This window comes from Nitrospina gracilis Nb-211 (assembly GCF_021845525.1).
Taxonomy (GTDB): domain Bacteria; phylum Nitrospinota; class Nitrospinia; order Nitrospinales; family Nitrospinaceae; genus Nitrospina; species Nitrospina gracilis_A.
Map to the genome: position 1 here is coordinate 2,901,826 of NZ_JAKJKD010000001.1, position 11,831 is coordinate 2,913,656.

The window sequence follows — 11,831 nt, forward strand, 5'->3', positions numbered from 1 at the left end:
CATGCAATGAAAGGCGGGAGCGCCGGCAAGGGAGGCAGGTCAATCGGTTTCTTCCTCGTCCCCGCCGAAATGAAAGTTGATGCCCGGCATCCAGCGGAACAGAAACGGATTTTCCTCGATGTGATTGATGAAACCAACCTGCACCCCGTCGAACGACTTGGCGGTGTTGAACAACGAACCGATCTGCAATCCGGAACCCTTCTTGATGCTGTTGCCGAACAGGCCGAGCAAAACCCCCTGCTGTTCCTCCACCACGTTGTAGCCGCCGATCATCAGTCCCGTCAGTTTTTTCGATCCCACGGGAGAGAACGAGGGTGAGGGCGATGCCGGAGTCTCCGGCGCCGGACCCACCGCCAACCCGGCGAGGATGCCGGAGGCGAGGAACGCCAGACTGCCCCATTCCAGCGACACGCCACGCACCTCCTCCACCTTGCCGCTGAACAGGCCCTGGATCACCAGTCCGTTCACTTTCGGCGAGGTGAGGTACAGCAGGCCGATGAGGATGCCATTCGACTCTTGTCCGATGTTGGTCACCATGCCGACACTGATACCGTTCATCTCCTCCAGCGTATGCACGAGGCTGAAGGTGAAGCCGGTGGTCGTGCCGCCGATCACGTGGACCGGCGCGATGTTGATACCGCGCAAGGTGTCCACGTTCGTCAGCCAGCAGCCGAGGGCGAGGCCGTTGATCTCCCGCGCGCGCGGTCCCATCAATCCCAGTGCAAGGCCATCGATGCGGTCGGCAGTCAGCGTGTATGCGTTTTCGTAATGCTCTTCCCAGTTGAACACGGTGAAGTTCATGCCGCGCACCGCCTTCACGTTTTCATCGGCGAGATTGAAGCGGAGACCATTGAATGTCTCCGAATTGCCAATGCTCAAACCGTAATGCGGGTGCGGCACCTCCAGCGAACCGGCATGCGCGAAACCAGCGCTAACCAATCCGAACCACAAACCTGCCAAGCCAAGAAAAATCCGTTTCATGCCATCCCTTAATGTATTCATTGCATTCGTAATGCGACGTCTGGATTTAGATGCATTGGATCAGGAAGGGATAGCCGTCACCCCACTTTTTTTGAGGCAAGAGACGAAAAGAGAACGTGTTTGAGGCAACGCGCTTTTTAGTACTACCGATATATGCTGACAAAATGTCCAAACGGATTCTGAATTTACCTCTTATGGATGGGTCGGGATTCTCCGCGTTCCTACAGAGATTTCCCAGGGACAGGGGTCTAAACATCCTGTTCTTTTTACCTTGGGAAGGAGGCCACCCCCTGTTGCCGCCCTCAACCACGTCTTTCCGGACAACAGATCAAGTTCAGACCGAATAGGACTGCCGAAAAACCCACTCAGAAATCAAACAACTCATTTATTTTCAATATCATGCTATAATTTTCACAGTAGGGAGGCTCCCCGTCTCCCTCACGAAACTTATTCTTCCAAATGGGAATGAAGAATCATGACGTTTCGGTTTGAACCCAAGCCCGAACCTCTTGAGCGCCAAATCCAGCAACGGCAAGACCTGCAAATCAGGCGGAAGTTGTTGGCCCGGATCACCGCTCAGCAGGAAAAATACGAACGCGCCCGGCGCCGTTTCGATCGCCTGCCGGAAGAGTTGGTTCGGCGCAAATAGCGGCCTTCCAAGCGGGGGCCGCAAAGCGCGAAGCAACCGAATTCAATTCCGAAGAAATGCGTGCAGGAGGCCTTTGATGGCCCACAGGCAGAGGACCGCCCAGAACAGGGCGGTACCGGTTTTGAACAGGATGTTCTCCCAGCGCGGGCTGAATGGCGACACGGCGAACGCCAAAAGAAAAATCAGAAACACCGCGCCGGTGATGTAAGGCAAAGGAATGTTCCAGCCGAATCCGGGCATGGCCTACCCCGTGCATCTCACTTGCCGCAACACTTCTTGTGCTTCTTTCCACTGCCGCAGGGACACGGATCGTTCCGCCCCACTTTCGGCTGGTCGCGGACGAACGGCTTTTTCGGTTCGGCGGGTTCGTGACCACAGCTCTGACCGGCGGCATGCACGTGCGATTTCGACTTGGCCTCACTGTACACCCACCGGCCTTTCTCCTTAAAAAACGAAGCGGTTTCGTGCAGGGATTTTTCCACATCCCCATCGTTGAAATGCGCGACGAACTCGACGGTGCCGGTATCGTCGTCCTGCCCGCCCCGGCGGGCACCATGCACTTCCAGCCTGTTCCATGTCACGAGACCCAGGTTCTCTTCAAAATCTTCGGCCTTTTTTCCGGCCCGTTCTTCGGCGCACAACGTATTGAACAGGAACTTCCACTCTTTCATGACAAACGCGGTGTAGCGGGCGCGCATCAGGTCTTCGGCAGTGTCCGCATAACCTGATCCACGGATCAGGCGGCCACAGCAATCGGTGTACGGGGAGTCAAGTCCGCAGGGACAGTCTTTCATTGGGTTCTCCAGAGATGCTAATAAGGCGGAGGTTGTACGCCGGTCACGATTCACAACCACCGCGCCTAGTTTACATGGTTGCGGGCGCCGGGAAAACAGAATCGAGGGTGTTTTCCGGGCAAAGTTTCCGGTAAGATGAAGCGCCGCCAGCGGGGTCCGCCCGCGTGACGCACTGAAAATCCGCGGCCAGCCGCCGATCCAAAACGCGAACCCGATACACCCGGCTATGGATTACTCCCGGTTTTACCGCCCACTCATTCAATGCCTCGTTTACGCGTACGCGCTGAATGCGTTCACCTTCGTGTACGCCGATCCGGATCTGTTCGGCCACATCACCTACGGCGGCGAGATCTGGAACTCGGGGAAAATCCCGCTCACCGATCCGTACGCGTACACGTCCAAGGGGCCGTGGATCAACCACGAGTGGCTGATGGAGGTGGTGTTTTACCTCATTTACGACGCGTGGGGTTCCACCGGCCTTTTGATGTTTCGCCTCCTACTCGGCCTGTCGATCATCCACCTTCTGTCGGACCTGTATTTCTCCCGCTCCAACAATCTTCTCGCTTACGCGCTCCATTTCATTCTGCTGACGCACGTGCTGGCGCTGGGATTTGCCATGCGCCCGCAACTGGCGACATATTTTTTTCTGCCGATCCTGATCTACCTCGTTTATGAATTTTTTGATGGCAACCGCAACGCCCTGATCCTTGTCCCGCCAGTGTTCATGTTGTGGGTCAACTGCCACGGCGGCGTGGTGGCGGGACTCGGCATCTTCTCCATGATCGTGGCGGTGGAAACGGTGCGCAACGCATTCACCAAGGGATCGAACTGGAAATACCTGCTGGCCGCGTGGGCCGCATCCTGCGCGGCAATGCTGGTGAATCCTTATGGCATCGATCTCCTGACCTTTTTCCTGAAGACCATTCCGCAGAGCCGCGACGTTACCGAATGGTACGCGCTCAACCTGTTCGATGCCAGCCATCTGCATTTTAAAATTCTGGTTCTGCTTTTTCTGGCGACTTTATTCTCCCCGGTTCCCAAACGCTGGTGGGAGGTGGCGATCATTCTGTTCGGCATCGCTTTTGGTATCAAGCATGTGCGTCACACGGTGTTGACGGGATTGCTGATGACGCCGTACCTGCCCCTGCAACTGGCGGCGTTCATGGACCGGTTCCGCTCGCGCACATCGTCCCCCCGCACCCTGCCGCGCTGGGCAAACGCGGCGCTGACGGTGCTCATCATCGCGTTCGCAGCGTTCCAGGTGAACGTGCAGATATTCAAACTCAAGCGTACGGATTTTGAATTGAAAGTGGACCCGGCCTACTTCCCCATTCACGCGGTGCGGTTTTTGAAAGAGAACCACATCAACGGCAACATACTGGCGCCAACCAACTGGGGCCAGTACGTGATCTTTCATCTCCCGCACTCAAAGGTTTCGAGCGACGGGCGCTACTGGACGGTGTATGAGCCGAAGCTGGTCAGGCAGAACATGGTGTTTCACAAAGGTTGGCAGGGCTGGCAGTACTTCCTGGAGTTTTATCCGCACGACATCATTCTGACCGGCAAAGAGAACCGTGAGTTGGAAACAGCAAAAGGCTGGGTGAAGGTGTTTGAAGGTCCGCAGGCGCGGGTGTTTGCACGCACCAGCCGTCCCTGGCATTCGGCCTACCTCAAGCACAAGAACAAAATGCTGAAGTACAACCCGGATCCCGTATCCCTGCGCTTTCCCTGAGCGGGCAATCGCGTCAGGGCGGGCCCACCCATTCGCGCCAGTCGCCGCCGATCATGCCCTTGTCGCGGTAACGCTGAAGGGCGTGCGGACAGTTGCATTGGGGCGTCCGGTTCATCAGTTGGGCGAACGCGCCGGCGATGATCTCCGGAAAACGCTGAACCGCCGCCTCGACCTGCGTCTTCTCTTCGCCGCTTTGCATGCCTTCGAACAGCTCGCCCTTTTTGAAATCACGCTCGACCACGCCTTCCGCATAGTTGGTGAGGTAACAGACCAGCGCGTAACACATCTCCAGTTCGCGCGCGAGAAACGCCTCCGGACACAGTGTCATGCCGACGAGGTCTGCGCCGATGATGCGGAACTTTCTGATTTCGGCGGGTGACTCCAGCCGCGGTCCCTGCGTGCACACGTACACACCCTCTTCATGGTGCGGCAGGCCGGAGAGGTGCATGCTTTCGTGCAGGGCGCCACGCACTTCCGGGCAGAAGGGATCGCTTTGGCGGATGAACCCCACGCCCCGGCCCTTGAAGAACGTCGATTCGCGGTTTTTGGTTTCGTCGATCACATCGTGCGGCAGAACGAACTCGCCGGGCCGGAAAGCCCGGTTGATGATGCCGGGTCCGCTCCAGGCAACGATGCGTTGTATGCCGCAATCCTTCAGCGCGTAAATATTGGCGCGGTAATTGACGAAGGGAGCGGTCAGGGAGTAGTCGGTTTCCCCGTGCCGCGACAGAAACAGGAAGGACTGTTCGCCGTAACGGAATTCATGCAGGGGTGCGCTTTCACCAAACGGGGTGCTGCGCGAGGCACAATCGACTTCCTCTCCCAGCCGGTTCCTCGTCAACAGATGATAAGCGCCACTGCCGCCAATGACGGCCAGGGTTGCTGTCATGAATGCGCTCCTCCAACAATGAAGCGGATCACTCGAAATAATGTTCGAGGTCGGCGACGTAATGCGCGGCGGATTCGCGGATGTTGCGGATCTCTTCGTCCGTCAATTCACGCTTCACCCGGGCGGGCGAACCGACGACGAGACTGCGCGGCGGAACTTTGGTGCCGGGCGTCACCAGCGCTCCCGCACCGACGATGCTGTTCTCGCCGATCTCCGCACCGTCCATGACCGTGGCGCTCATGCCGATCAGGCACTGGTTCTGGATAGTGCAGGCGTGCAGGACCGCATTGTGACCGACGGTCACTTCGTCGCCGATGATGAGCGGCAGGGTTTTGCGCGCAACGTGCAGGACGCATCCGTCCTGGATGTTGGTGCGTTTGCCGATACGGATGTAATTGATGTCGCCGCGGACGGTGGCGTTGAACCAGACACTGCTGGACTCGCCGATGACGACATCGCCGATCACCCGGGCGTTGTCCGCGACCCACGCGGAGGAATGGACTTGCGGTGTTTTGTCGATGAAAGTTTGGATCATGGTTCGGTTCCGACTCGTTTTTAGCTTTTCGTATGTCCGTTTTTTCGTTGGTTTGGTCTTTTGGGATTCCGGCAGGACGTGAGGGGGCCGGTTGCAATTCGGGTAGTATACCCTTAACCTGATATTTAAGGAAACACCTGTTATTCCAATTCCTTGAGGGGTGGCGGCGCTCCATCCGGCCTTCTTAGAGCGCCGTTTTTCTGGAATCTATACATTATATATCCGGCATTGAAAACCGAATCGATCTCGAAAACCTCGAATGACACCCCCGGACCCGCCTCTGGCGCTCCGCGCGGGGATTCCTCCACGAGCCCGGTTCTTGAAGAACACTCCACCTGGGACCGCGCTGTGGAACAGCGGGCAAAACTGTGGGGGCCCCTGCTGGTGGCCGCCTCCGGCGTGTTCATGGTATCCATCGGGTGGCTCAAGTGGCCGGATCTCATGATCGATTACGGAGCGCAGTTGTACCTGCCCTGGCAGATCGCGGAAGGCCGTGTTCTGTACCGCGATCTGTTTTACCTGTATGGCCCGCTTTCCAGCCATGTGCACGCTCTTTTGTTTTTGATGTTCGGGACGGGCTTTCATGTGCTGGTGTGGTTCAACCTGCTGCTGGTCGCGGTGCTCGCCGGTTTGATCTTCGCTCTGTTCCGCCGCATGGCGGATCACTTGACCGCCGCACTTGGCGCTCTTTCTTTTGTCGTCGTGTTCGCGCTGGCGCAGTACCAGGGCGGTGGCAATTTCAACTTCGTGGCACCTTACAACTACGAGCTGACGCACGGCGTGGCTCTCGGATTCGTGGCGTTGTTCCTGTTTCATTCATACGCAACGCGGCCGGCCACCGTCACGCTGATGGGACTGGGCCTTGTGACGGGCCTGGTTTTTCTCACCAAGCCGGAAGCGTTTCTTGCTTTGTTCTCAGCCATGATGGTTGGCCTGCCGCTCGCGTTGCATTTCCAAGCCGGGCCTTTCCGCATCAAGCTATTAAAAGGCCTGCTGTGGACCGCGTCGTTTTGCGCGGCGCCCTTTCTATTCTGGGCATACCTTTCATTAAGGATGCCGGCAGAGACCGCATTTCTGGGATTGATCGGCCCCTGGTTGCATGTGCTGGACCCATTCACGCGCACACTGCCTCTGTATCAATGGATGCGCGGCATGGACGATCTGTCCGGCAATGTGATGAAAGGAGTGGGTTATGCGCTGGGATGGGCGGCAGTGCTGGCATTGATCGGCGGCATGCATCGCCTGCTCAACAAAACCATTCCCCACACCGCAACCCGTTACTCTGGCGGGGTGTTATTATTCCTGGGGGTACTTACCGCCTGGTGGGCACCGGTACCCTGGCTGGAACTGGGGCGGCCCCTGCCCCTTTTTGTATTGGGCTACGGCCTCTGCCAGGCGTGGAAATTAAAACGACCTTCCTCAGATCAAATCGGACACTCTCTATTCCTGCTCGTGTTTTCCGTGTACGCATTCGTTCTGATGCTCAAGATCATATTCAACGTACACGTGTATCATTACGGTTTTGCGCTGGCTCTTCCGGCATTTTTGCTGTTTGTGCGGTTTTTCATTCATGATTTTTCCCGGCGGCTCGGTGCGGCGCAAAACTCATTTTCGTTTGCGCGTACCATGTCGGCGGCTCTGATTCTGATGTTTGTGGTGGCACACGGCCATGTGTCGTACAAATTGTACCCATTGAGAAATTATCCTGTCGGCTCTGGCATGGACACGATTTTGGAGTACTATCCCTTTTTGAATCCGCGCGGAGCGATTGTGAACGAAGCTGTAAATTACATGCAAAATGAAATGGAGCCGCAGGCGGAGTTCCCGGTATTCCCCGCGGGCAACATGCTGAACTACCTGTCGCGCCACCCGAACCCGTTCCCTTTTATTTTTTTCACGCCGCCGGAGGTGCACTTTTACGGGGAGGGGGCTTATCTCGAACGGCTTCAGTCACAACCGCCGCCTTACATTGTGTTTGTGGAGATGGACAACTCCTGGTTGGGCGCACCTTACTTCGGCCGGGACTACGCGCAGAATCTGTACGCGTGGGTGATGAAGCACTACCGGCAGGCCGCACTGTTTGGTGACCCGCCGTTTACCGGAAAAGGCTACGGCATCCAGATTTTGAAATATTCCCCACAAACTACCGGGAAATCGTCGTGACCGCCCAACAGGACACCGCATTGAATACCTCCCATTCGGTCCCTCGCGGGAAGGCAGCCGATCTGCTTTCCCGGTATGCCGAGCCGATTCCCGCGCTTGTAGCGGGAGCGTGTCCTACCTGTTCTTACACTGAAAAAGGACTGGGGATATTCATAAACCAGTGGATACGGAATCATTATCAGGTGATCAAACAAATCGGCGCGGAGCCGTTTCCCGGGCCTGGCTTTTGGATTCCAATTTATCAACGAAAGGGCGGGCATGGATCCAGCTGAACAGAGCGTCTCCCCTGAAACCCTTGTGACCCGGGACCGGTTTCAGAAGGTTATGGAATGGGCAGGCCCGATGATTGTCCTCATCGGCTTTGCATGCATGCTCTGGTTGAGCTGGCAGCGGTGGGCCGACGTGCTGATCGATTTCGGCAACCAGCTTTACATTCCCTGGAGGATCTCGGAAGGAGAAGTATTATACCGCGATCTGTTTTATGTTTTCGGTGTCCTGTCCCCGTATCTGCACGCTCTCATATTTAAAATCACTGGACCGGGAGCCCTGTACCTTTCCCTGTTCAACATTTTCCTCACCATTGCGCTGACCACCCTTCTATACCGGATGATTCGTTCTCTTTGCGGGGCCTCGACGGCCACGCTGGGCGCACTGCTGTTTGTGACGGTGCACGCGCTGGGGCAACACCGTTATCTGGCCAATTTCAATTTCATCCAGCCCTACTCCTACGACCTGACCCATGGCATTCTGCTGGCCTTCATCACGCTGGCGATTTTTCTGGAATACATCAAAATTCCCACCACGCGAAAACTGATTGCGATCGGCCTGCTTTCCGGACTGACCCTGCTTACAAAAATCGAAGTCATCTTTGCGCTGGGCCTGGCGGGAGCGGCGGGGCTGGGCATCGCGTTTCGGTTTCACAGAATGAATCGCCGGCGCATTATGCTGAACCTGTTTGTTTTGATCGCCGCTTTTCTCGTTCCCGCCGCTCTCGTCCTCCTGTATTTCTCAACGCAAATGCCTTTTCCCGAGGCGGTTTCAAATATCCTGCTTCCCATCCAGTATTCCCTGCATCCGGAGGTTAAAACGCTTCCTTATTACAAGTGGATAAAGGGAACTGACGCGCTGGGCGAAAACCTGGCCTACATGTCGCTTTACGCAACAGTCCTTATTTTGATTACCGCGGCTTTGGCAAAGATCAATCAGATCCTGGATCATACCAATAAAAATACTTGGCCGAATGCGCTGAGCGCCGGGTTGGTGATCGGAATTCTCCTTTGGTTTTTTTTCTGGGACATACCCTGGAAACGCTTTTTGCATCCTCTGCCTTTTTTGATGATTGGGGCAAGCCTTTTCTTCGTTGTGCAGGTAAAGCGCCATTTTCATGCCGCCGCATCATTTCACAAAAACACGGCACTGCTGACGCTCACCCTGTTTTCCCTGTTCCTGCTTGCTAAAACCCCTTTCCGTACCGGAATCTATCATTATGGATTTGCGCTTTCGTTTCCGGCAAGCCTGATTGTACTTCTGTTCATAACAGACATTATTCCCTCGCAACTTTCAAAAAAAAATCGCTCGTTACTTTTTTTTCAGGTCTCCACCACAGTACTCCTCGTTTCTTACATGGTGGTGATGGTTTACGATTCCTATTTATATTATTCGAAAAAGAATTTTCCCGTCGGACAAGGGGTGGACCGGTTTTATGAATACACTCCCAACAGTCGCATATTATACGGGAGGCCGTTTATGGAACCGATGGTCACGCAATTTCTTTTGGAATATATTGGCGAGACGATGGAGCCGGATGCGCGCTTTTCCGTATTCCCGGATGCGGTCATGATCAATTACCTCTCGCGCCATCAGGATCCAATTGGAGGGTTTCTGATGAATCCATTCACTTGGGTACTGGTTGGGGGCGATGCGCCCATTATTCAAAATCTGGAAGCCAATATTCCCGATTACGTTATTCTTATCGATCGCAAATACACCGAATGGCAAATGCCGCACTTCGGCCAGGATTTTGGACGAGCCATTCACCAATGGATTCTGGACAGATACACCTTATCCAAACAGATCGGCGCGGGCCCCTTTTCCGACAGCGGCTTTGGCGTGCAGATTTTCAAACGACAAGCCAATCATGAATCCGCCTCCAAACATGAATAGCCCATTGCCTAGCCAGACACAAGCCACCTGCCGCCAGCACATAGTCGACTGGATTTTTCTTTCCTTGGCGATGGGTGCTTTTGCCATTATCAGTTGGCGGAAGTGGGGGGACATTCTTTACGATCTGGGACATCAATTTTACGTTCCGTGGGTGCTGTCCGAAGGCGCTCTTTTGTATGACGACGTCAGTTACCTATACGGTCCCCTCTCTTCTTATTTGCATGCTTTTATTTTTTCCGTTTTTGGAACGGGAGCGATTCACCTTGCCATATTCAATTTGATCCTGGCATGGTTAACGGGGTTGATGCTCCATCATTGGTTCATGCACCTATTCAGTCGGACTGTCGCCGTTATTTCGGCTTTCACGTTCGGCACCTTGTTTGTTTTTGGGCATCCCACCCACGATGGCAACTTCAATTTTATTTGGCCTTATGTGTATGACCTCCCACATGGAGTTCTACTGTCTCTGGTTGCATTGTACCAACTGGACCGCTTTCTTCAGGATTCGCGAATCCATCGCATTGCCGGGATTGGATTTTTACTTGGCTGTATCTACCTGACCAAAACGGAAGTTTTCCTTGCCGCCGCCGGCTCTCTGATTCCTGTCATGGTGTGGTGGCTGCGAAGGCAATCCGCCTCACGTGAATTATGGATTAAGAAAATTTTTTTCTTTGTGATTTGCGCCTGCACCCCTCCTTTCCTGTTCTTCATGTTTTTCTCCTTTCATGTCCCAGCGCAGAAAGCTTTCTATTGGTTGATCCAGCCCTGGATGCACATGTTCAACGGTGACGTGCGCGAATTGCGGTACTATCAATACATTTTGGGCACCAGCGATTTTTCCGCAAATCTGGCGCGCATTGCTTCTTACACGCTGGTTTTGGTACTGACTTTAGCCAGCCTGTTCGGCATCAATCACTTCCTCAATCGCAAAGGCTGGAACACCTCTTTCGGTGCCGGGCTGCTGATCTTGGCGATATCCGGAGGGCTTTGGGTTTTTTCGTACCGGATTCCCTGGCTGAACCTGATCCCGCCACTTCCCCTGCTCCTCTTGTTGGTTATCCTTTATCAACTCAAGGAGCTGGCAAAGCCCGGTCTCACAAAACAACCGCAGGCACGTAGGCAGAGCATCACCATCCTGGTTTTCGCCGTGTTCTCGTTTCTACTGGTGCTCAAAGTTCTGTTTCGTGTGAGAGTCTATCATTATGGTTTCGCGCTGGCCCTGCCAGGAACTCTACTCATGATTGGCATCCTGCTACATGCTTTGCCGGAGCATCTAAAATCCCACTGGGGCCCCATGAAGGCCTTCCGATCCGGTGTAGCCACTGGTGTCGTCGCATTCGTGCTAGTGGTGAATATGCTTTCCATTATGAATTATGAACGCAAACAATTTCCGATTGGGCAGGGCGTGGATCGGATCATCGACTTCTCTCCCCAAATGTTGATTGTCGGTGACCAGCCACGGATGGAAGGCATGATGACGGAATTTGCCATTGAATACATCAATGCCAATTTCCCCACTTCCGCCGAATTTGTTGCATTCCCGGAATTCGATATCCTGAATTACCTGACGCGCCGAAAAAGCCCGGTACCTGATACGAAGTTCAACCCCGGTGTGGCGCTGGTGCTGGGTGAAGCCCCGGTGCTTGCACGCCTCAAGGCCAACGTTCCCACTCATGTCGTCCTCGTCGGCAAGGAGTTTAACGAATTCGGCCAGCCCTATTTCGGTCGGGATTTCGGAGCTGATATTTATGCATGGATACGCGGCAACTACCGTGTGGTCAAACAGATTGGGCCCGCACCTTTTGAAGGCCAGGGGTTCGGCATCCAGTTTTTAACCCTCAAGTCCACCTCCTTAAATGAATAGCGAGCCCGTTACTCAAACATCATTTGCGCGTCGGTTTCTTTGTCCTTTTTCCGGACCGGTC

10 protein-coding genes are annotated in these 11,831 nt (G+C 54.7%); 5 read left to right on the plus strand and 5 right to left on the minus strand.

Annotated features, from left to right (window positions below; genetic code table 11):
* Positions 1–39: 39 nt before the first annotated feature.
* Entirely contained in the window at positions 40–981 is a 942-nt protein-coding gene (locus J2S31_RS13770) for a hypothetical protein (RefSeq protein ID WP_237099734.1), read from the minus strand.
* Positions 982–1,456: 475 nt separating this feature from the next.
* Here J2S31_RS13770 and J2S31_RS13775 point away from each other — a divergent pair, with 475 nt between their 5' ends.
* Positions 1,457–1,630: a hypothetical protein gene (locus J2S31_RS13775; RefSeq protein ID WP_237099735.1), complete on the plus strand. Its 174-nt coding sequence runs from the start codon at positions 1,457–1,459 to the stop codon at positions 1,628–1,630.
* A gap of 42 nt (positions 1,631–1,672) precedes the next feature.
* Here J2S31_RS13775 and J2S31_RS13780 read toward each other — a convergent pair whose 3' ends face one another.
* Both J2S31_RS13780 and J2S31_RS13785 read right to left on the minus strand, forming a co-directional pair.
* On the minus strand, positions 1,673–1,870 hold the full coding sequence (locus tag J2S31_RS13780; protein WP_237099736.1) for a hypothetical protein: 198 nt from the start codon (positions 1,868–1,870) through the stop codon (positions 1,673–1,675).
* A gap of 17 nt (positions 1,871–1,887) precedes the next feature.
* Complete coding sequence (locus tag J2S31_RS13785) at positions 1,888–2,424, minus strand: YchJ family protein (protein ID WP_237099737.1); 537 nt, start codon at positions 2,422–2,424, stop codon at positions 1,888–1,890.
* Between the two features lie 226 nt (positions 2,425–2,650).
* Between J2S31_RS13785 and J2S31_RS13790 the strand changes: the two genes are divergently transcribed.
* Entirely contained in the window at positions 2,651–4,156 is a 1,506-nt protein-coding gene (locus tag J2S31_RS13790; RefSeq protein ID WP_237099738.1) for a hypothetical protein, read from the plus strand.
* Positions 4,157–4,169: 13 nt separating this feature from the next.
* Here J2S31_RS13790 and J2S31_RS13795 read toward each other — a convergent pair whose 3' ends face one another.
* Both J2S31_RS13795 and J2S31_RS13800 read right to left on the minus strand, forming a co-directional pair.
* Positions 4,170–5,045 carry an MTAP family purine nucleoside phosphorylase gene (locus J2S31_RS13795; RefSeq protein ID WP_237099739.1) on the minus strand — a complete coding sequence of 292 codons (876 nt, stop codon included), beginning with the start codon at positions 5,043–5,045 and terminating at the stop codon, positions 4,170–4,172.
* 28 nt (positions 5,046–5,073) lie between these two features.
* A complete protein-coding gene (locus tag J2S31_RS13800; RefSeq protein WP_237099740.1) occupies positions 5,074–5,580 on the minus strand; it encodes a gamma carbonic anhydrase family protein in 507 nt (168 codons plus the stop codon).
* Between the two features lie 348 nt (positions 5,581–5,928).
* Between J2S31_RS13800 and J2S31_RS13805 the strand changes: the two genes are divergently transcribed.
* From J2S31_RS13805 to J2S31_RS13815, 3 genes are all read left to right on the plus strand, one after another.
* On the plus strand, positions 5,929–7,743 hold the full coding sequence (locus tag J2S31_RS13805) for a hypothetical protein (protein WP_237099741.1): 1,815 nt from the start codon (positions 5,929–5,931) through the stop codon (positions 7,741–7,743).
* Positions 7,744–8,001: 258 nt separating this feature from the next.
* Positions 8,002–9,906, plus strand: a complete 1,905-nt coding sequence (locus J2S31_RS13810; RefSeq protein ID WP_237099742.1) for a glycosyltransferase family 39 protein — start codon at positions 8,002–8,004, stop codon at positions 9,904–9,906.
* Positions 9,899–11,770, plus strand: a complete 1,872-nt coding sequence (locus J2S31_RS13815) for an ArnT family glycosyltransferase (protein WP_237099743.1) — start codon at positions 9,899–9,901, stop codon at positions 11,768–11,770. The genes J2S31_RS13810 and J2S31_RS13815 overlap by 8 nt, the downstream gene beginning before the upstream one ends.
* The last annotated feature ends 61 nt before the right edge of the window (positions 11,771–11,831 follow it).